We start from the raw sequence: 20,488 nt of genomic DNA on the forward strand, positions 1-20,488 counted from the left end.
GTCCGGCGGCTCTGACCCGAGCACGCCAGTCATCCGGCCGAGTGAACAATCCACATCGGAGCCCCTACTACATGACCATTACCTCCACCGCCCCGCAGGTTGCCATCAACGACATTGGCACTGCTGAGGACTTCCTCGCCGCCGTTGACGCCACCATCAAGTACTTCAACGACGGCGACCTGGTCGAAGGCACCGTCGTCAAGGTCGACCGCGACGAAGTGCTGCTCGACATCGGCTACAAGACCGAAGGCGTCATCCCGTCCCGGGAACTTTCCATCAAGCATGACGTGGACCCGGACGAAGTCGTCGCCGTGGGCGACAGCGTGGAGGCCCTGGTCCTCACCAAGGAGGACAAGGAGGGTCGCCTGATCCTCTCCAAGAAGCGCGCCCAGTACGAGCGCGCCTGGGGCTCCATCGAGAAGATCAAGGAAGAGGACGGGGTCGTCACCGGCACCGTCATCGAGGTCGTCAAGGGCGGCCTCATCGTGGACATCGGCCTGCGCGGCTTCCTGCCCGCCTCCCTCGTGGAGATGCGCCGCGTCCGCGACCTGGCCCCGTACATCGGCCAGGAGCTCGAGGCCAAGATCATCGAGCTGGACAAGAACCGCAACAACGTGGTCCTGTCCCGCCGCGCCTGGCTCGAGCAGACCCAGTCCGAGGTCCGCTCCAACTTCCTGCACAAGCTCGAGAAGGGCCAGGTCCGCACCGGCACCGTCTCCTCGATCGTCAACTTCGGTGCCTTCGTGGACCTGGGCGGCGTCGACGGCCTCGTGCACGTCTCCGAGCTGTCCTGGAAGCACATCGACCACCCGTCCGAGGTCGTCGAGGTGGGCCAGGAGGTGACCGTCGAGGTGCTCGAGGTGGACATGGATCGCGAGCGTGTCTCGCTGTCCCTGAAGGCCACCCAGGAAGATCCCTGGCAGCTCTTCGCCCGCACCCACGCCCTGGGTCAGGTCGTGCCGGGCAAGGTCACCAAGCTGGTTCCGTTCGGTGCGTTCGTGCGCGTCGAGGACGGCATCGAGGGCCTGGTGCACATCTCCGAGCTGGCCTCGCGCCACATCGACACCGCCGAGCAGGTCGTCTCCGTCAACGACGAGCTGTTCGTCAAGGTCATCGACATCGACCTGGAGCGTCGCCGGATCTCGCTGTCCCTCAAGCAGGCCAACGAGGGCGTCGACCCGGAGGGCACCGAGTTCGACCCGGCGCTCTACGGCATGGCCGCCGAGTACGACGACGAGGGCAACTACAAGTACCCCGAGGGCTTCGACCCGGAGACCAACGAGTGGCTCGAGGGCTTCGAGACCCAGCGCGCCGCCTGGGAGCAGCAGTACGCCGACGCCCAGGCCCGCTGGGAATCCCACAAGGAGCAGGTCGCCCGCAGCCTGAACGAGGACGCCGAGGTCGCCTCGGACGTCGAGTCCGGCTCCACGTCCTACTCCTCCGACGACCGCCAGGTCGCCGACCAGGGCACCCTGGCCTCCGACGAGGCCCTCGCCGCCCTGCGCGAGAAGCTCACCGGCAACTGATCGGACTCCGGTACCTGCCCCCGGCAGGCACCGAGGAAGGGCCCCGCACCACAGCAGTGGTGCGGGGCCCTTCCGCGTGCCGGGGGTCTGGACCGCGGGGTGTGGTTCGCGGGGTGTGGTTCGCGGTGCCTAGCGCCGCGTGCTGACCGTCACCGTGAACGCCGGGTCCCGGGCCAGCTGCCGGGTGGGCCCCACCCGGCGCTCCAGCTCGGGACGGTACCGCAGGTGGGAGTTCCAGACGCACCACAGTTGACCTCCCGGTCGCAGCACGCGGGCGGACTCCGAGATGAGCCGCAGGGCCACCCGGGGATCCACCGTGTTCCCGGCGTGGAAGGGCGGGTTGAGCACCAGCAGGTCCTCGCTGGCCTCGGGGAACGAGGACAGCGCGTCGTCTCGGCGGACCTCGACCAGGTCCTCCACGCCGTTGAGCCGTGACGTGAGCCGGGTGGAGGCGCAGGCGTCGGCAGACTGGTCGGTGGCGATGATCTCCACGGCCCCGCCCCCGCCGGCCTCGCCCTCTCCGGTACCGGCGCGGACCCGGCCGGCGAGGGCCAGGTAGACGGCGATCGTCCCGTTCCCGCACCCCACGTCCACGGCCCGGAGGTCCGCTGGCCCGGTCTGCGCGGCAGGGCCGGCGGCCGTGCCCAGGTGCTCCAGGAGCAGCGCGGAGCCGGGGTCCAGCCGGGCGCCGCCGAAGGTCGACCCGTAGGCGCCCAGGGTGACCGTCCCGAGGCCGGGCAGCACGTGGTCTGCGGTTCGGGGAAAAGGGGCCGGCAGTCCACGTCGCGGCCGGCGGGCGGTCAGCACCCGGGACTTGGACCGACCGCGGCCCGGCACCACGGAGGCGAAGTAACGCTCCAGCACCGCGTTCTGCCGCCGCGTCATGTGCTTGTCCCGTCCGCCGGCCAGCAGCACCACGTCCTCATGGGCCGCCTCGGCCACCAGCTGGGCCCACTGTTCCAGCGCGTCCAGGGAGCGGGGGAGCTGGAGCAGGACGGTGCGCGCGCCAGAGAGCAGCCCGGGGTCGATCCCCTGACGGGTGAGCGCACCCCAGCCCTCCGGCTCGGACCCCGGTGTGCCGGTCCGCAGCGCGGCCAGGTTGTGGTCCAGGGAGCGTTCCTGGGCGAGGGCGTCCTGTCCGAGCCGGACCGGATGGCCCGCCGCGAGCAGGGGGAGGGTCAGGGCGCCGTGCCGGTCCTCGAGCACCACGGCCGGGGCGGGCCCGGCACGACGCCCGGTCTGGTTACCGGCATCGCGCTCGGCATCGTGGCCGGCGTCCCACCAGGCGTGCGCCGTGTCCAGCAGCAGGGCGTCCGTCGCATCGGAGGCCTGCAGCTCGGGCGCGTCGGGATAGGGCCACCGGGACAGCGGCAGGCGCTCCAGGGCGGTGGACAGGGGACTGCGGCCCACCTCCGGCGTCCGGCCACGGGGGATGGGGATACTCACGGCAGGTCCACCCACTCGGTCCCCAGCGTGCGGACGTCGGCCGTGCCGGAGGTGATGGACGCGATCCGTGCGCCGAACGCGGCGCCCGAGCGGCCGTCGTCGGGCAGGGCCACCACCAGGGTGGCCGAGCCGGCGCCGTAGCGCGTCTCCTGGACGGGGTACCCGGCGGAGCGCAGCTCGTTCTCCCAGCGACCGGCCTCGGCGTGCGGGGCATCCACACCGGCCAGCACCACCCGCTGCCGGGTGCACAGGCGGGCCCGGTCGAGGGTGGCGGAGACGGCGTCCGAGTAGGCGCGCACGAGCCCTCCGGCGCCCAGCTTGACCCCGCCGAAGTACCGCACGACGACGGCGCACACGTCCGAGAGGTCGCGCACCACGGTGCCGGGAGACCCGCCGGTCTCCCGCAGGCTCAGCGCCTCGAGCATGGGCAGTCCGGCGGTCCCGGCCGGCTCCCCGTCATCCGAGGACCGCATGACGTCACGGTCGGCGCCGAGGAGGAAGGCGCTGCACGCGTGGCGGGCCTCGTGGTGCGATCGCCGCAGATCGGCGATGAACGCGCGGGCCTGCTCCTCGGTCTCCACGCGGAGCAGGTGGCCGATGAAGCGGGAGCGCCTGATCTCCAGTTCGTGCACGATCGGGGTGCCGAACGCCCGGGCCGGGAGCACCGTATAGCGCGATGCCCGCGATCCGGGCTGCTCCTCAGACATGCGGACCACTGTACCGCCGGGTAGCCGCCACGGGCTGATGGGGTAGTTTGTTGGCCAGCGTCCATGCAACCTCGGCACGAAGGCCCTGAGGCCGCCCGAATGGAGGGGGAACTCCTTGCTGACCCGATTGCACAACCGTCTCGGCCTGCGGACCGGGCCGGCGATCTTCTTCATCTCGGCGTTGATCGTCGTCGTCTTCACCCTCGCGATGGCGCTCTTCCCGGGGCCGGTCCAGGGCGCCTTCGGGGTGGTCTCCAGCTACCTGCGCTATGAGGTCGGGTGGTTCTACACCCTCGGCACCACGCTCTTGGTGGTGTTCGCGGTGGGGCTGGCCCTGAGCCGCTTCGGGCGCATCAAGCTCGGCGACGACGACTCCGAACCCGAGTTCTCCGGGATGGCGTGGTTCGGCATGCTCTTCGCTGCCGGCATCGGCGCGACCCTGATGTTCTGGGGCGTGGCCGAGCCGATGAACCACTACGCCAATCCGCCGCTGTACGGCACCGAGCCGCTCTCGGACCAGGCAGCCACGCAGGCCCTGGCGATCTCCAACTTCCACTTCGGCATCCACATGTGGGCCCTGCTGGTGGTCCCCGGACTGTGCTTCGGCTACTTCACCTACAAGCGCAAGCTGCCGCCGCGCGTGTCCTCGGCCCTGCAGCCCCTGCTCGGGGACCGGATCCACGGCCCCTGGGGCAAGCTCGTGGACATCATCTCCGTGCTGTCCACGGTGTTCGGCCTGGCGGTCTCCGTGGGCCTGGGCGCGATGCAGATCAACAGCGGCATGAACTACGTCATGGGCGTCCCCATCAGCGGCTGGCTGCAGGCGGGCATTGTCGCCATCATCACGGGGATCGCCCTAGCCTCGGCCCTGGCCGGACTGGACAAGGGCATCAAGCGCCTGTCCTACCTGAACATCGTGCTGGCGATCGTCCTGCTGGTCTACGTGCTCATGTGGGGCGCCACCATGGACACCGTGCGCGGGATCGTCGAGTCGGCGGGAGCGTACCTGTCGAACCTGCCGATGCTCTCCTTCTTCAACGACACCTTCGGCGGCGGGGAATGGTCGGGTGACTGGACCGTCTTCTACTACGCCTGGACCGTGACGTGGTCGCCCTTCGTGGGCCTCTTCATCGCCCGGATCTCCCGCGGCCGCTCGATCCGCGCCTTCGTCACCGCCTGCCTCGGACTGCCCACGGCCTTCGTGGTGATCTGGTTCGGCATCTACGGACTCAGCGCCTTCTCCATCGACCGGGCGGAGGGCACCGCGGGATCCCTGACCCAGACCATCGTCACGGACGGGAACGTGGAGGCGGCGCTCTTCCAGCTCCTGCAGTCCTACCCCCTGTACCTGGTCACCGCCGTGCTGGCCCTGATCGTCATCGTCATCTTCTTCGTCACCTCGCTCGACTCCGGCGCCCTGGTCCTGGACTCCATGGCCTCCGGGCACGAGGACGAGGGTCCGAAGCGCCAGCGCGTGTTCTGGGCCGTGTCCGTGGGCCTGGTCTGCGCCGTGATCCTCGTGACCTCGGGGGAGAACGGCCTGAACGCGCTCCAGGAGGTCATCATCGTCATCGGCGCCCCGGTGATGGCGCTGGCCCTGTTCCAGGCCTGGTTGCTGCTGCAGGCCTTGCGGGAGGACGCCGGGACGGCCCGGCCGCTGCGCACCCGGCAGTGGAAGCGGGTGCTGCCGATCGAGGAGTACCACCGTCGGGCCCACGAGGACGAGCACGACCTGGATGAGTACGTGATCCGGCCGGAGTACGAGGTGGGCACCGAGCCCGAGTACGAGGCACTCCAGCCGAACACCTATCACCGGCAACAGGCGCTGGAGGGCCGCGGGCTGCTGACGATCGGCCTGACCGGAGGCATTGCCTCGGGCAAGTCCCTCGTGGCCCGTGACCTCGCGCAGCGGGGCGCCGTGGTCATCGACGCCGACGAGCTGGCGCGTGCGGCCGTCGCGCCGGGATCCGAGGCCCTGACCGAGATCCGTGAGGCCTTCGGCCCGGAGGTCATCGCCGAGGACGGCCACCTGGACCGTCAGGCCCTGGCGGAGCTCGTCTTCGGCAACACCGTGGCCCGGGAGAGCCTCAACGACATCCTCCACCCACGGGTCCGGCAACAGATCCAGCGGATCGCCCGGGAGGCCGGCCCGGAAGCGGTGGTGGTCGTCGACCTGCCGCTGCTGGTGGAGACGGCCTCCGCAGGAGAGTTCGACGTGGTGCTCACCGTGGAGACCCCCGCGGAGGCCCGGGTCAGCAGGCTCGTGCACGAGCGGGGGATGTCCATGCAGGAGGCCTGGGCGCGGGTGGACGCGCAGGCCACGGACGCGGAGCGTCGGGATGTCGCCCACGAGGTCATCGTCAACGATGCGAGCCTCAACGACCTGTCCGAGGCCACGCGGCGCTTCTGGGACGATCACGTGCAGCCTGTCCTCGACGAGCACCGCGCCACCACGGCTGCGGGCGGCACCGTCACCGACGGCGGAACGCCGTGAGCGCGGCGGAGGGGGTCCGGCCACGGCTGCACATCGGGCTCACCGGCGGCATCGCCTCGGGCAAGTCCACCGTGTCGGCTGAGCTGGCCCGGCTGGGTGCCGTCGTGGTGGACGCCGACGTCCTCTCCCGCGCCGTCGTCGCCACCGGATCGGACGGTCTCGCCCAGGTGAAGGCGGCCTTCGGCCCCGAGGTGATCGCGGCCGACGGCAGCATGGACCGGGCCGCCGTCGGGAGGCTCGTGTTCGCCGACCCCGAGGCGCGCACGACGCTCAACGGGATCATCCACCCCCTGGTGCGTGCCGAGGGCCGCCGCCTGGTCGCCGAGGCCGGCCCGGCCGCCGTCGTGGTCCAGGACGTGCCGTTGCTCACGGAGACGGGGCAGGCCGAGGCCTTCGACCTGGTGCTCGTGGTGGAGGCCGACCCTCAGGAGCGGGTGGCCCGGATGGTCCGGGACCGGGGCATGACGGAGGCCGACGCCCGCGCCCGCATGGCGGCGCAGGCCACGGACGCACAGCGCCGTGCCGTGGCGGATGTGCTGATCGTCAACGACTCCACCCTGGAGGACCTGCGCCGCACCACGCGCCGGGTGTGGGACGAGTACGTGGAGCCGGTGCTCGGCGGGGAGCCGATCCGCCGGCGGTGAACCGGCCTCCCCGTCCCACTCGAACAGTTGTACGGTGGAGTCCATGAGTCTGGCACAGAAGATCAACCGGCAGGTCGCCCCGTTCGAGGTCATCTCGGAGTACCAGCCCTCGGGCGACCAGCCGAAGGCGATCGCCGAACTCGCCGAGCGGGTGCAGGCCGGGGAGAAGGACGTGGTCCTGCTGGGGGCCACCGGCACCGGCAAGTCCGCGACCACCGCGTGGCTCGTGGAGAAGCTCCAGCGCCCCACGCTGATCATGGTCCAGAACAAGACCCTCGCGGCCCAGCTGGCCAACGAGTTCCGGGAGCTGCTGCCGAACAACGCGGTGGAGTACTTCGTCTCGTACTACGACTACTACCAGCCGGAGGCCTACGTCCCGCAGTCGGACACCTTCATCGAGAAGGACTCCTCCATCAACGAGGAGGTCGAGCGGCTGCGCCACTCGGCCACGAACGCCCTGCTGACCCGGCGGGACGTGGTGGTGGTGGCCACCGTGTCCTGCATCTACGGCCTCGGCACCCCCGAGGAGTACATCGAACAGATGGTCACCCTGCGCCGCGGCGAGGAGCTGGACCGGGACACCCTGCTGCGCCAGTTCGTGGCCATGCAGTACGTGCGCAATGACCAGGACTTCCACCGGGGGACCTTTCGGGTGCGGGGGGACACCGTGGAGATCATCCCGATGTACGAGGAACTGGCCATCCGGATCGAGTTCTTCGGGGACGAGGTGGAGTCCATCCAGACCCTGCACCCCCTCACCGGGCACGTGGTCCGCGAGGAGGAGGAGATGTACATCTTCCCGGCCTCCCACTACGTGGCCGGGGACGAGCGCATGCACCGCGCCATCGGCACCATCGAGGACGAGCTGCGGGATCGCCTGCAGGAGTTCGAGTCCCAGAACAAGCTGCTCGAGGCCCAGCGGCTGCGGATGCGCACCACCTATGACCTCGAGATGATGCAGGAGATGGGGTACTGCAACGGCATCGAGAACTACTCCCGGCACATCGACGGCCGGCCGGGCGGTTCCGCGCCGCACTGCCTGCTCGACTACTTCCCGGACGACTTCCTGCTCGTGGTGGACGAGTCGCACGTGACGATCCCGCAGATCGGGGCCATGTACGAGGGCGACATGTCCCGCAAGCGGACCCTCGTGGAACACGGCTTCCGGCTGCCCTCGGCGATGGACAACCGGCCGCTGAAGTGGGACGAGTTCCTGGAGCGGATCGGGCAGACCGTGTACCTCTCCGCCACGCCCGGCAAGTACGAGCTGGGCCAGGCGGACGGGGTGGTGGAGCAGATCATCCGGCCCACCGGGCTCGTGGACCCGGAGCTCGTGGTCAAGCCGACCAAGGGCCAGATCGACGACCTGCTCGAGGAGATCCGGGTGCGCTCCGCCCGGGACGAGCGCGTCCTGGTCACGACCCTGACCAAGCGCATGGCGGAGGACCTCACGGAATACCTCCTGGAGCACGGCGTCAAGGTGGAGTACCTGCACTCGGACGTGGACACCCTGCGGCGCGTCGAGCTGCTGCGGGAGCTGCGCCGAGGCACCTTCGACGTGCTCGTGGGCATCAACCTGCTGCGTGAGGGCCTGGACCTGCCCGAGGTCTCCCTCGTCTCCATCCTGGACGCGGACAAGGAGGGCTTCCTGCGCTCGGCGACCTCGCTCATCCAGACCATCGGCCGCGCCGCCCGCAACGTGGACGGCCAGGTGCACATGTACGCGGACCGGATCACGGACTCCATGCAGTTCGCGATCGACGAGACGAACCGCCGCCGCGAGGTGCAGAAGGCCTACAACACGGAACACGGCATCGACCCGACCCCGCTGCGCAAGAGGATCGCGGACATCACCGACCAGCTGGCCCGGGAGGACGCGGACTCCGCCGACTTCCTCGCCGGGATGGGCGGCATCAAGGCCGGCTTCGAGTACGGCAAGGGCAAGCGCGGCTACACCGCCAGCATCACGGACGAGCAGCGGGCGGCCGCCGCGCACGCGGCCGCCGGCGACGGCGCCGGTTCAGGGCAGGAGCACGACGGCGGCCCGGGCGCCTCGGGTGCCCCGGACGTCGCCAAGCTGCCGGCCAAGGACCTCTCGGACCTGATCGAGCAGATGAGCGCGCAGATGCACCAGGCCGCGGTCGACCTGCAGTTCGAGCTGGCCGCGAGGATCCGCGACGAGGTGGCCGATCTGAAGAAGGAGCTGCGGCAGATGAAACGTGAGGGCCACGCCTGATCCGGCCGCTGCGGCCCGGCCGCGAGCGTGTCACGCTACACTGGTCCTCGGCGTAGGGGAGTATCCCGAACACTGCGGACGTCAACACGCGGACCACCTGGGCGGTGCACCATGCATCCCGAAGGGCCCGCCGGACGTAGTGGCCTGCTGGTGCCAGCGGGCGGAGAGACTTGCGGCACACACCCATTTGATCGGAAAGTGACTGCATGGAAATCAATGCGCTGACGTGGATCATCACCATCGCGGTGATCGTCGCACTCCTGCTCTTCGACTACATCTTCCACGTGCGCAAGGCGCACATCCCCACCATCAGGGAAGCGGCCATCTGGTCCACGATCTACGTGGGCATCGCCCTCGTGTTCGGGCTGGTGTTCTTCCTGTTCGGGGACACCCAGCACGCGATCGAGTACTACTCGGGGTACATCACCGAGAAGGCTCTGAGCGTGGACAACCTCTTCGTCTTCCTCGTGATCATGGCGTCCTTCCAGGTCCCCCGTGAGTACCAGCAGAAGGTGCTGCTCTTCGGCATCACCTTCGCCCTGATCTCACGAACCGTCTTCATCCTGGCCGGTGCCGCCATCATCTCGGCCTGGTCGGATGTCTTCTACCTCTTCGGCCTGGCGCTGCTGCTCATCGCGGGCGGCCAGCTGAAGGGTGAGCTGACCGCGGACGACAAGGAGAAGGACGAGGCGGACAACTTCCTCGTCCGGCTCGCCAAGCGCGTCCTGCCGGCCTCGGACCGTTACGACGGGGACAAGCTGTTCACCCGTGAGAACGGCAAGCGGCTCATGACGCCGATGCTGCTCGTGATGGTGTCGATCGGCCTGACCGACGTGCTCTTCGCCTTCGACTCCATCCCCGCCATCTACGGCCTGACCCAGGACCCGTACATCGTCTTCACCGCGACGGCGTTCTCGCTGATGGGCCTGCGCCAGCTGTTCTTCCTCATCGACGGGCTGCTGGACCGCCTGGTCTACCTCTCCTACGGGCTGTCCGCCATCCTCGGCTTCATCGGCGTCAAGCTCATCCTGCACGCGCTGCATGACAACAACCTGCCGTTCATCAACGGCGGCGAGAACGTCCCGGTCGTCACCATCGAGACCAGCACGTCGCTGATGGTGATCGTGGGCATCCTCATCGTCACCGTGTTCGCGTCCCTGTACAGCCCGAAGGGCCGCGCCCTGGTGGCCCTGCAGAACGCCGAGAAGTTCTCCCACCGGTACAGCAAGCTGGACGACTCCGCCTCGGCGGAGGAGCGCCAGGCGGCCGAGGAGAAGATGGACCGGTGGACGCGGGAGGCGGAGAAGGTCTCGCAGCACTTCCGGGACGAGCTCCTCGACCACAAGGACAGCTACTCCGAGATCATCCGGACCGCCCACGAGACCCGCGCGGCCTCGGCTGCGGCGCAGGGCCGTGCCGTGCCGGAGATCTCCGACACCATCGTCCGGAACCAGGGGCCGACGGTCTGACCCCGGCCGCCGGACTCCGTCCGCTCCACCGCTGAAGGCCCGCACCGGAACCATTCCGGTGCGGGCCTTCCGGCTGTCAGGGGTCCGTCAGTGGCCCGTCATCCCGAGCAGCCGGCGCAGGATCGCCGCGCCATCGTCGCCGAGCCCGTCATGGTGGTACTCATCGGTCTCCCAGACCTGCAGCCCGGCCACGCGGGACGCCGTCTCCAGGGAGAGGTCGCGGTCCACGTAGACGTCGTGGGTGTACACGGCCGCCGCCACCGGCACGGTGTTCGCGGCCAATTGCTCCCGGTCGTAGAGCGGCGCCCAGTCGGTGCGCCGCGCCAGGGCCTCCGTGACCGGCGCCAGGGGCGCCAGCGCCGGGTCCAGCTCCGGGTACCAGTCGAACACCATCTCCCCGGTCAGGAGCGGCTCCCGGGACCGGGCGGGGTCGAAGTCGGCCAGGTGCGGGGAGCCCTCCACGAGCCGTTGTGCGGCCCACGCGGTGGCGGCGCTGCCCGTGCCTGACCCGCCGGTGGGAGAGGTGGCGGCACCGTACTCGGCCGGCTGGGCGTAGATGGACTCGTGCATCACGAGGTAGAGCGGGTTGGCGGCCCGCGAGACCTGTTGGTACAGGCCGTGCAGGAAGGCGTCGGACAGCCGCGGCCCGTCCGGGGTCTCCACGAACGCCTCCTGCAGCAGGCAGTGCAGGAGGTCCATGCGGGTGTTGCCGCCCAGGTACATCCCGAGCATCTGCACCCGGCCCACGGTCACCGGGGACCCGTCCGGCAGCTGCTCCCCGCCGGCGCGGGCCGCCGCGTAGACGCGGGAGAGCACCTCGCGGTCCTCCGGGTACCGGGCGAAGTACTCCTCGTTGCGCACCCTCATGCGCCCGAAGGTGGCGCGGTAGACCCGTTCGGCATGGCCGTCCAGGGGAGCCAGTCCGCCGGTGATGAGGGCCCGCTCGAGTCCCTCCGGATGCCAGGAGAGGTAGCTCAGGGCACAGAACCCGCCGAAGCTCTGGCCCAGGACCGTCCAGGGGCCCGTCGCCAGGGCCAGCCGGATCAGCTCGGCGTCCTGGACGATCGACGGGGCCCGGAAGTGCACCAGGTACTCGGCCTGCTCCTCGGCGTTGCCCACGGCCGGAAGGGTCTGTCGGTTGGCCGGCGTGGAGAGTCCCGTGCCGCGCTGGTCCAGCATGAGGATCCGGAAGTGCTTCGCGGCCTCCTTCATCCAACCGCCGAGACGGGCCTGGCGGACGCCCTTGCCCCCGGGTCCGCCCTGCAGGAAGAGCATCCAGGGCCGCTCCGCCACCGGCCCGGAGCCCGGCCCGGTGGCGGCGCCGTACTCGCGGGCGTACACGGTGATCCCGGGACCCTCGGGTCGGGCGTGGTCCAGGGGCACCGTGAACCAGTGGTCGGTGACCCGGGTGCCGTCCAGCAGCTCGGACGTGGTGCCGGGGCGGTGGGCCGCGGCGCCGGAGCGGACGACGTCGGCCGGGGCGGCGAAGCCCCGCGGGTCGCCGGGGACGGTGGTGAGCTCCATCAGGCACCGGTCCCGGGTCCGGGACCGCCGGCGTCAGCCGCGTGGACGACGGCAGCCTCAGCAGCGGTGGCAGCGGCGCGAAGTGCCGGGCCGTCGAGCCGCTGGGTGGTCCAGTCGTCCAGGGCGACGGCGCCGAGGGCGCGGTAGAAGCCGATGGATGGCTCGTTCCAGTCCAGGACGGTCCACTCCATGCGCGCGTAGCCCCGGCGTGCGGCGAGGGCTGCCAGGTGCAGCAGGAGTGCCTTGCCGTGGCCGCGGCCCCGGACCGCGGGATCCACGTAGAGGTCCTCCAGCCAGATCCCGTGCGTGCCCTCCCAGGTGGAGTAGTTCAGGAACCAGAGAGCCAGGCCCACCACGGCGCCCTGGTCCTCCACCACGTGGCAGAACACGGCGGGTTGCTCCCCGAAGAGGTGCTCCGTCAGCGAGGCCTCGGTGTTCCTGACCGCGTCCGGCTCCCGCTCGTACACCGCGAGGTCCCGGATGAGGCGCAGGATGTGGGGGACGTCCTCCGGCCGGGCTGGACGGATGCCGTGAGGGGTGGGACTCATACCGTCCATCCCGATTCCGGCGGCCCCACGGACACCACGTGGACCACGGGTCGGGCCGCCTCGTCGGAGGCGTCCAGGTCCACCACGGCGTTGATGCCCCAGTCCAGGTTGCCCTCGGGGTCCACGAGGACCTGCCGGACCGTCCACCACCGGGACCCGGACACCCCGGCCGGGGCGCCGCCGTCGGGCCCTGGTCTGGGATCCGTGTCCACGCGGAAGTACTGCGGTCCGCGGCCGGTGGGGCCGTCGTCGATGTCCTCGTAGTCGCCGAAGTAGCCGTCCAGGGCGTCCGCCCAGTCGTCCGCGGCGAAGGCGTCCCCGGCCTCCTGCCCGAGGGCGGCGAGGGCGGCGTCCTGCTCGTCCCCGAACAGGCGCACCCGGCGGAACAGCGCATTGCGGACCATGACCGTGAAGACGGGCCGGTTGGCCGTGAGCCGCGGGGGCTCCGGCGGGGCCAACTGCTCGTGGTCCTTCTTGAGCTCCTCCACGTCCCCGGCCACCAGGTCCTCCCACTCCTCGATGAGGGAGGAGTCGGTCTGCTGGACGATCTCCGCGAGCCAGGCCATCAGCACGTCCAGCTCCTCGTCCCGGCTGTCCTGGGGAACGGTCTGCCGCAGGGCTTTGACGGCGTCCGTCAGGTAGCGCAGCAGCACGCCCTCGGAGCGGGAGAGCCCGTAGAAGTTCACGTAGTCGCTGAAGCCCATGGCCCGTTCGAACATGTCCCGGACCACGGACTTCGGGGTCAGCTCGAAGTCGTTCAGCCAGGGCGCGGTGGTCCGGTAGGTCTCGAACTGCTGCTCCAGCAGCTCCGCCAGGGGCATCGGGTGGGTGACCTCGTCCAGGGCGTTCATCCGGTCCGTGTACTCCATGCCCTCGGCCTTCATGGCCGCCACGGCCTCCCCGCGCGCCTTCTTGACCTGCGCGGACAGCACCTGGCGCGGCGGCTCGAGGGTGGCCTCCACGATCGAGACCAGGTCCAGGGCGTAGTCCGGGTCCGCGGGGTCGAGGAGTTCGAAGGCCGCGAGGGCGAAGGGGGAGAGGGGCTGGTTGAGGGCGAAGTTGGCCTGCAGGTCCACCGTCAGATCCACGGTGCGTCCCTCGGCGTCCGGCGCCGGCAGTTTCTCCACCACCCCCGTGGCGAGCAGCTCGCGGAAGATGCCCAGGGACCGGCGCATGTGGGCCGCCTGCTTGGCGGGGCTCTCGTGGCTGTTGCGGAGCATCCGGCGCACGGCGATGACCGGATCGCCCGGCCGGTCCAGGATGTTCAGCAGCATGGAGTGGCTGATGCGCATCTGGCTCGTCATGGGCTCCGGATCGGCCGCGATCAGCTTCTCGAAGGTGGCCCGGCCCCAGGAGACGAAACCCTTCGGCGGCGTCTTCTTCGGGGAGGACTTGGTGGACTGCTTCATGCGCTTGCTGCGCTCCGCCTCGTCCTTGATGCCCGCGAACTTGGCGGCCGCCTTCTGCTGCGCCTTGGCGTTCTCGATGACGTGCTCGGGGGCCTGGACCACCACGAGCCCGGCGGTGTCAAAGCCGGCGCGGCCGGCCCGGCCGGCGATCTGGTGGAACTCGCGGGCGTGCAGGATGCGGGTCCGCTGGCCGTCGTACTTGCTCAGCGCCGTGATCAGCACCGTGCGGATGGGCACGTTGATGCCCACGCCGAGGGTGTCCGTGCCGCAGATGACCTTGAGCAGGCCCTCCTGGGCCAGGCGTTCCACGAGCCGGCGGTACTTGGGCAGCATGCCCGCGTGGTGCACCCCGATCCCCGAGCGCACCAACCGGTTGAGGGTCTTGCCGAAGCCGGCGGAGAACGTGAAGCCGGCGATCCGCTCGGCGATCGCGTCCTTCTCCTCGCGGCTGGCCACGGCCACCGAGGACAGCGCCTGGGCGCGCTCCACAGCGTCGAGCTGGGAGAAGTGCACCACGTAGACGGGGGCCTGCCGGGTCTGGACGAGTTCGTCGACCTTGTCCTGCACGTGGTCCTCGGACCACTCGAAGGACAGGGGGATGGGCCGCTCCGCGTGGGCCACGGTCACGGCGGTCCGGCCGGTGCGCTCCGTCAGGTCCTCCTCGAAGCGCGTGGTGTCCCCGAGGGTCGCGCTCATCAGCAGGAACTGGGCCTGCGGCAGCTCGAGCAGGGGGAGCTGCCAGGCCCAGCCGCGCTGCGGGTCTGCGTAGAAGTGGAACTCGTCCATGACCACGGTGCCCACGTCCAGGCCCGAACCCTCCCGCAGGGCCTGGTTGGCGAGGATCTCGGCCGTGCAGCAGATGATGGGGGCGTCCCCGTTGACCGAGGAGTCGCCCGTGACCATGCCGACCCGGTCCGCACCGAAGATCTCCACCAGGGCGAAGAACTTCTCCGAGACCAGGGCCTTGATGGGCGCCGTGTAGTACGTGCGCTGGCCCGTGGACAGGGCGTGGAAGTGGGCGGCCACGGCCACCAGGGACTTCCCCGACCCGGTGGGGGTCGCCAGGATGACGTGGTGGCCCTGCGCGAGTTCCATGACGGCCTCGTCCTGGGCCGGGTACAGGCTCACGCCGCGGGAGCGGGCCCACTCCAGGAACCCGTCATACACGGCATCGGGGGAGGGGCGGGCCGGACGACCGTCGGCAACGGGATCGGCAACGGGGATCAGGTCCGAGAGGAACATGACGTCCAGCCTACGTCGCCACCGTGACGCGCTAGCGTGGGGGCATGCAGGACTTCACCTGGGACCCTGAGCAATACACCGTCTTCGCCGATCGGCGGGCCCGGCCGTTCCGTGACCTCACGGCACGGATCCGCGCCGCGGACCCGAAGCTCGTGGTGGATCTGGGGTGCGGGCCGGGAAACATGACGCGCACCCTGGCCGAGCGCTGGCCGCAGGCCCGGGTCATCGGTCTGGACTCCTCGGCGGACATGGTTGAGACCGCCCAGCAGATGGCGGCCGAGTCCGGCCTGGACAACCTCAGCTTCGACCAGGTGGACGCCCAGCGGTGGCAGCCGGACGCCGACGTGGATGTGGTGGTCTCCAATGCGATGCTGCAGTGGATCCCTGACCACCGTCAGCTCGTGGCCGGCTGGCTCGAGGCCCTGCGGCCCGGGGCGTGGTTCGCCGTGCAGGTGCCCGGCAACTTCGCGGCCCCCTCGCACGCGACCATCGCGGAGATGTCCCGCCGGCCCGAGTTCACCGCGGCGCTCCACGGCGTGATGGAGCGGGAATCGGTCTACACCACCCATGAGTACTTGGAGACCCTCATCGCCTCCGGCTTCGAGGCCGACGTCTGGGAGACCACCTACAGCCAGCCCCTGACCGGCAACGACCCGGTCTACGACTGGGTGCGGGGCGCCGCCCTGCGTCCCTCACTGCAGCGCTTGGAGGCCGCCGACCGGCGGGACGGCACCAACCTGCAGGAGCGCTACGTCGAGGAGTACCGGCGGATCATGCGCGAGTCCTATCAGACCTACATCACGCCCGAGGGGGTCCGGCTGACCGACTACCCGTTCCGTCGGATCTTCATGGTGGGCGTGAAGAGCGACCTCTCACCCAGCATCTGAGTCCTCACCAGCCGCGTTCGCGCCACTCCCCGAGGTGGGGGCGCTCCGCGCCGAGCGTGGTCCCGTCGCCGTGGCCCGGGTGCACCGTGAGGTCGTCCGGGTACACCTCGAACAGCCGCTCGACCACGTCCGCGTACAGCGAGGCGAACCGCTCCGGATCCTGCTGCGTGTTCCCCACGCCGCCGGGGAAGAGACTGTCCCCCGAGAAGCACAGCGGTGGGCCGTCCTCGGGTTCGTAGACCAGCGCCACGGAGCCGGGGGTGTGGCCCCGGAGCCCGACGACGGCCAGCGAGATCCCGTCGAAGGTCGCGGTGTCGCCGTGGTTGAGCAGGACCTTGGCCACCACGCCGGTCGCCGTCTCGATGGCGCCGGCGTCCTCGGCGCCGGCGGCGGTCGGCACGCCGGTGGCGTCCACGACCTCGGCCAGGGCGCGGATATGGTCCCAGTGCTGGTGGGTCGTGATGATCACGGCCAGCTTCAGCTCACAGGGGGTGTCCTCGCCGGCCGACTCCAGCAACTCCCGGACCGCGGGCGCGTCATCGGCCGCGTCGATCAGTACCTGCGTCCCGGACGTCTTCGAGGTGATGACGTACACGTTGTTCGCCATCTCGGAGACAGAGCGTTGGCGGACGGTCACCCGGGGCAGATCGTGCAGCAACCGGATGGGGGAGGTGGTTGAAGGCATGGGCCATAGTCTAAGGACGTTGACCACCACCGGGGCAAGCCCGTCCCACGGGTCAAGGACCCGTCGGCGCTCCGGGACCGCACCGTGCGCCGGGCCGTGTCTCGGATAGGGTGACGGGACGGATATCCGAGCGTGGCCACGGCAGACACGGGGGAGACATGGCGGGACAGCAGGGGGCACAGGGCGGTTCGCCAGACGGCCCAGACGGCCCGGCACCCAAAGCCCCGGCCAAGGCCCCGGCCCGCCCCGTCCCCGACTGGCTGGCCACGGCGCTCACCGTCAAGTCCGGCTCGACCGTCCCGCCGTATGAACAGGTGCGGACCGGTCTCTTGGACCTCATCCACCGCAACCGGCTTCCCGTCGGCAGCAAGCTGCCGACGGTCCGGGCGCTGGCGGCCGCCTTGGGCGTCTCGGCCAACACCGTGGCCCGGGCCTACAAGGAACTCGAGCAGGCCTCCGTGGTGACCGCCCGGCCCCGGCTGGGGACCGTGGTGGCCCAGGGCGGCGATTCCGCCGAGTCCCAGTTGGCGGCGGCCGCCAGCGCCTATGCCGAGGTGGCGCGCGCCCTCGGCTTCGGCCGGCGCGAGGCCGCCCGTCAACTGGACGCGGTCTTCCCGTCCTGAGGCTTCCCCGCCGGAGGAGTTTCGCTCAGGGCCGACGGTTCGAAGGGGTGTTCGAAGCCCGTCTGCCATACAGTGGATTCCGTGCCGACATCCCTCACCACCTCTGAGTCCCCCCACAGCCTGGCCGCCGGTCCGGCGGCCGGTGACCACCGCCACGATCCGGACCGGATCGTCGTCAAGGGCGCCCGCGAACACAACCTGAAGAACGTGGACCTGGACATCCCGCGCGATGCCCTCGTGGTGTTCACGGGCCTGTCCGGTTCGGGCAAGTCGTCCCTCGCCTTCGACACGATCTTCGCGGAGGGCCAGCGCCGCTATGTGGAGTCCCTGTCCTCCTACGCGCGCATGTTCCTCGGCCGCGTGGACAAGCCGTCGGTCGACTTCATCGAGGGACTGTCCCCGGCGGTCTCGATCGACCAGAAGTCCACGAACCGGAACCCCCGGTCCACCGTGGGCACCATCACCGAGGTCTACGACTACATGCGCCTGCTCTGGGCGCGCATCGGCATCCCGCACTGCCCCGAGTGCGGCGAGCCCGCCAGCAAGCAGTCGCCGCAGCAGATCGTGGACCAGCTCGGCGAGCTGCCCGTCAAGACCCGGTTCCAGGTCCTCGCCCCGGTGGCCCGCGGCCGCAAGGGCGAGTTCGTGGACGTCTTCGCCGATCTCGCCACGCAGGGCTTCTCCCGCGCGATCGTGGACGGCGAGCTGATCCAGCTCTCCGACCCGCCGAAGCTGAAGAAGCAGGTCAAGCACACCATCGCCGTGGTGGTGGACCGGCTCGCCATGAAGGACGGCATCCGCCAGCGCCTCACAGACTCCGTGGAGACGGCGTTGAACCTGGCGGACGGCCTCGTGGTGATCGACTTCGTGGACGTGGACGCCGCCGTGGACCCGGCGAAGGCCAACGCCGGCGAGTGGGACGCCTTCGACGCGGAGGGTAACCCGAAGTTCCGTTCCTTCTCGGAGAAGCTGTCCTGCCCGAACGGCCATCAGCTCTCCATCGACGAGATCGAACCGCGGTCGTTCTCCTTCAACAATCCCTTCGGCGCCTGCACCGTCTGCACGGGCATCGGCACCAAGCTGGAGGTGGACGAGGACCTCGTGGTCCCGGACCAGGACAAGTCGCTGTCCGAGGGAGCCATCGCCCCGTGGTCGCTGGGCAAGTCGACCTCCGAGTACTGGAACCGGCTGCTCTCCGGACTGTCGGGCGAGGTCGGGTTCAGCATGGACACCCCGTGGAAGGACCTGCCCGCAGCGGCCCGGAAGGCCGTGCTGCACGGCAAGGACTTCAAGGTCGAGGTCTCGTACCGGAACCGCTTCGGCCGGGAACGCCGCTACACGACCGGCTTCGAGGGAGTCATCGACTACATCCACCGCAAGCACCTCGAGACGGAGTCGGACCACGCGCGGGACCGCTACGAGTCCTACATGCGCCAGATCCCGTGTGCCGCCTGCCACGGCACCCGGCTCAACCCCACGTCGCTGTCCGTCACGGTGGGTGGCAAGTCCATCGCCGAGGCCTCCGTCCTGCCCATGCAGGACGCCATCGACTTCTTCGGTGGCCTGGCACTCTCGGATCGGGACCTGCAGATCGCGGACCAGGTGCTCAAGGAGATCCTGGCCCGGCTGCGCTTCATGCTGGACGTCGGCCTCAACTACCTGAACCTGGAACGCCCCGCCGGGACCCTGTCCGGCGGGGAGGCCCAGCGGATCCGCCTGGCCACCCAGATCGGCTCCGGCCTGGTGGGCGTGCTGTACGTGCTGGACGAGCCCTCCATCGGCCTGCACCAGCGGGACAATCGCCGGCTCATCGAGACGCTCGTGCGCCTGCGGGACCTGGGGAACACCCTGATCGTGGTGGAGCATGACGAGGACACGATCGCCGAGGCCGACTGGATCGTGGACATCGGCCCCCGCGCCGGCGAACACGGCGGCGAGATCGTCCACTCGGGCTCCCTGGAGGGGCTCAAGGCCAACACCCGGTCCCTGACCGGCGACTACCTCGCCGGTCGCCGGGAGATCGCCCTGCCCCAGCACCGCCGCCCGGTGGACCGGAAGCGGACCGTCACGGTGGTCGGGGCCCGCGAGAACAACCTGCAGGACGTGAGCGCCGAGTTCCCGCTGGGCGTCCTCACCGCGGTCACGGGCGTCTCGGGCTCCGGGAAGTCGACCCTCGTCAACGAGATCCTGTACAAGGTCATGGCCAACCAGCTCAACCACGCCAAGCACGTGCCCGGCCGGCACAAGCGGGTCAACGGCCTGGAGCAGCTGGACAAGGTCGTGCACGTGGACCAGAGCCCCATCGGGCGCACCCCGCGCTCGAATCCGGCCACCTACACCGGGGTCTTCGACACCATCCGGAAGCTGTTCGCGGACACCCAGGAGGCCAAGGTGCGCGGCTACCAGCCCGGCCGGTTCTCCTTCAACATCAAGGGCGGCCGATGCGAGGCCTGTTCCGGTGACGGCACCCTGAAGATCGAGATGAACTTCCTGCCGGACGTCTACGTCCCCTGCGAGGTGTGCCACGGGGCGCGCTACAACCGGGAGACGCTCGAGGTGCACTACAAGGGCAAGAACATCGCCGAGGTCCTGCAGATGCCGATCGAGGAGGCCGCCGGGTTCTTCTCGGCCTACACCAAGATCTCGCGGTACCTGGACACCCTCGTGGATGTGGGCCTCGGCTACGTCAAGCTCGGCCAGCCCGCCACCACACTCTCCGGCGGCGAGGCGCAGCGCGTGAAGCTGGCGGCGGAGCTGCAGAAGCGATCGAACGGGCGCACCATCTACGTGCTGGACGAGCCGACCACCGGCCTGCACTTCGAGGACATCCGCAAGCTGCTCGGCGTCCTGCAGTCCCTCGTGGACAAGGGCAACACCGTCATCACGATCGAGCACAACCTGGACGTCATCAAGTCGGCGGACCACGTGATCGACCTCGGTCCCGAGGGCGGCTCCGGGGGCGGGACCATCGTGGCCACCGGCACCCCGGAAGAGGTGTCCCGGATCGAGGCCAGCCATACCGGCCGGTTCCTCGCCGCCGTGTTGTGA

The 20,488-nt window shown here is 69.9% G+C and carries 14 protein-coding genes; 8 read left to right on the forward strand and 6 right to left on the reverse strand.

The genetic code is table 11. The features are described 5' to 3' along the window. Positions 1-71 precede the first annotated feature (71 nt). Positions 72-1,526, forward strand: coding sequence for a 30S ribosomal protein S1 (rpsA, locus tag RE421_RS10510; protein WP_309809478.1), 1,455 nt, complete (start codon positions 72-74; stop codon positions 1,524-1,526). 129 nt (positions 1,527-1,655) lie between these two features. Here the strand turns inward: rpsA and RE421_RS10515 are convergent, their stop codons facing one another. Both RE421_RS10515 and RE421_RS10520 read right to left on the reverse strand, forming a co-directional pair. Beyond that, entirely contained in the window at positions 1,656-2,972 is a 1,317-nt protein-coding gene (locus tag RE421_RS10515) for a methyltransferase (protein ID WP_309809480.1), read from the reverse strand. Next, complete coding sequence (locus RE421_RS10520) at positions 2,969-3,679, reverse strand: YigZ family protein (RefSeq protein WP_309809482.1); 711 nt, start codon at positions 3,677-3,679, stop codon at positions 2,969-2,971. The genes RE421_RS10515 and RE421_RS10520 overlap by 4 nt, the downstream gene beginning before the upstream one ends. 115 nt (positions 3,680-3,794) lie before the next feature. Here RE421_RS10520 and coaE (RE421_RS10525) point away from each other — a divergent pair, with 115 nt between their 5' ends. From coaE (RE421_RS10525) to RE421_RS10540, 4 genes are all read left to right on the forward strand, one after another. Next, positions 3,795-6,173 carry a dephospho-CoA kinase gene (coaE, locus tag RE421_RS10525; RefSeq protein ID WP_309809484.1) on the forward strand — a complete coding sequence of 793 codons (2,379 nt, stop codon included), beginning with the start codon at positions 3,795-3,797 and terminating at the stop codon, positions 6,171-6,173. After that, positions 6,170-6,817 (forward strand): dephospho-CoA kinase, encoded by a 648-nt coding sequence (gene coaE / locus RE421_RS10530; protein WP_309809485.1) that lies wholly within the window; start codon positions 6,170-6,172, stop codon positions 6,815-6,817. Before coaE (RE421_RS10525) ends, coaE (RE421_RS10530) begins: the two co-directional genes overlap by 4 nt. Positions 6,818-6,860: 43 nt before the next feature. Beyond that, on the forward strand, positions 6,861-9,053 hold the full coding sequence (uvrB, locus tag RE421_RS10535) for an excinuclease ABC subunit UvrB (protein ID WP_309809487.1): 2,193 nt from the start codon (positions 6,861-6,863) through the stop codon (positions 9,051-9,053). 206 nt (positions 9,054-9,259) lie between these two features. Further along, positions 9,260-10,522: a TerC family protein gene (locus tag RE421_RS10540; protein WP_309809489.1), complete on the forward strand. Its 1,263-nt coding sequence runs from the start codon at positions 9,260-9,262 to the stop codon at positions 10,520-10,522. Positions 10,523-10,609: 87 nt separating this feature from the next. Here the strand turns inward: RE421_RS10540 and RE421_RS10545 are convergent, their stop codons facing one another. Genes RE421_RS10545 through RE421_RS10555 form a run of 3 tightly spaced genes read right to left on the reverse strand, consistent with a single transcriptional unit; the run spans position 10,610 to position 15,245 of the window. Continuing rightward, positions 10,610-12,046, reverse strand: coding sequence for an alpha/beta fold hydrolase (locus RE421_RS10545; RefSeq protein ID WP_309809491.1), 1,437 nt, complete (start codon positions 12,044-12,046; stop codon positions 10,610-10,612). Then, positions 12,046-12,594: a GNAT family N-acetyltransferase gene (locus RE421_RS10550; RefSeq protein ID WP_396134485.1), complete on the reverse strand. Its 549-nt coding sequence runs from the start codon at positions 12,592-12,594 to the stop codon at positions 12,046-12,048. The genes RE421_RS10545 and RE421_RS10550 overlap by 1 nt, the downstream gene beginning before the upstream one ends. Continuing rightward, positions 12,591-15,245 (reverse strand): DUF3516 domain-containing protein, encoded by a 2,655-nt coding sequence (locus RE421_RS10555; protein WP_309809495.1) that lies wholly within the window; start codon positions 15,243-15,245, stop codon positions 12,591-12,593. Before RE421_RS10555 ends, RE421_RS10550 begins: the two co-directional genes overlap by 4 nt. A gap of 44 nt (positions 15,246-15,289) precedes the next feature. On the opposite strand from RE421_RS10555, the gene RE421_RS10560 reads away from it, so the two are divergent. After that, the gene (locus RE421_RS10560) at positions 15,290-16,132 is read left to right on the forward strand and encodes a methyltransferase domain-containing protein (RefSeq protein WP_309809498.1); all 843 of its coding nucleotides are present in this window, start codon (positions 15,290-15,292) and stop codon (positions 16,130-16,132) included. Positions 16,133-16,136: 4 nt separating this feature from the next. Here RE421_RS10560 and RE421_RS10565 read toward each other — a convergent pair whose 3' ends face one another. Further along, complete coding sequence (locus RE421_RS10565; RefSeq protein ID WP_309809500.1) at positions 16,137-16,817, reverse strand: MBL fold metallo-hydrolase; 681 nt, start codon at positions 16,815-16,817, stop codon at positions 16,137-16,139. A 158-nt stretch (positions 16,818-16,975) separates the two neighbouring features. Here RE421_RS10565 and RE421_RS10570 point away from each other — a divergent pair, with 158 nt between their 5' ends. Then, on the forward strand, positions 16,976-17,440 hold the full coding sequence (locus RE421_RS10570) for a GntR family transcriptional regulator (RefSeq protein WP_309809502.1): 465 nt from the start codon (positions 16,976-16,978) through the stop codon (positions 17,438-17,440). Positions 17,441-17,560: 120 nt separating this feature from the next. Then, the gene (gene uvrA / locus RE421_RS10575) at positions 17,561-20,488 is read left to right on the forward strand and encodes an excinuclease ABC subunit UvrA (RefSeq protein ID WP_309817291.1); all 2,928 of its coding nucleotides are present in this window, start codon (positions 17,561-17,563) and stop codon (positions 20,486-20,488) included.

It is taken from the genome of Citricoccus sp. I39-566, assembly GCF_031432995.1.
Lineage (GTDB): Bacteria > Actinomycetota > Actinomycetes > Actinomycetales > Micrococcaceae > Citricoccus > Citricoccus nitrophenolicus_A.

What these genes read in the sequence shown, in the direction of transcription:
- rpsA (WP_309809478.1), top strand. Translation starts at nt 72, where the DNA reads ATGACCATTACCTCCACCGCCCCGCAGGTTGCCATCAACGACATTGGC.
- RE421_RS10520 (WP_309809482.1), bottom strand. Translation starts at nt 3,679, where the DNA reads ATGTCTGAGGAGCAGCCCGGATCGCGGGCATCGCGCTATACGGTGCTC.
- uvrB (WP_309809487.1), top strand. Translation starts at nt 6,861, where the DNA reads ATGAGTCTGGCACAGAAGATCAACCGGCAGGTCGCCCCGTTCGAGGTC.
- RE421_RS10540 (WP_309809489.1), top strand. Translation starts at nt 9,260, where the DNA reads ATGGAAATCAATGCGCTGACGTGGATCATCACCATCGCGGTGATCGTC.
- RE421_RS10545 (WP_309809491.1), bottom strand. Translation starts at nt 12,046, where the DNA reads ATGGAGCTCACCACCGTCCCCGGCGACCCGCGGGGCTTCGCCGCCCCG.
- RE421_RS10550 (WP_396134485.1), bottom strand. Translation starts at nt 12,594, where the DNA reads ATGAGTCCCACCCCTCACGGCATCCGTCCAGCCCGGCCGGAGGACGTC.
- RE421_RS10555 (WP_309809495.1), bottom strand. Translation starts at nt 15,245, where the DNA reads ATGTTCCTCTCGGACCTGATCCCCGTTGCCGATCCCGTTGCCGACGGT.
- RE421_RS10560 (WP_309809498.1), top strand. Translation starts at nt 15,290, where the DNA reads ATGCAGGACTTCACCTGGGACCCTGAGCAATACACCGTCTTCGCCGAT.
- RE421_RS10565 (WP_309809500.1), bottom strand. Translation starts at nt 16,817, where the DNA reads ATGCCTTCAACCACCTCCCCCATCCGGTTGCTGCACGATCTGCCCCGG.
- RE421_RS10570 (WP_309809502.1), top strand. Translation starts at nt 16,976, where the DNA reads ATGGCGGGACAGCAGGGGGCACAGGGCGGTTCGCCAGACGGCCCAGAC.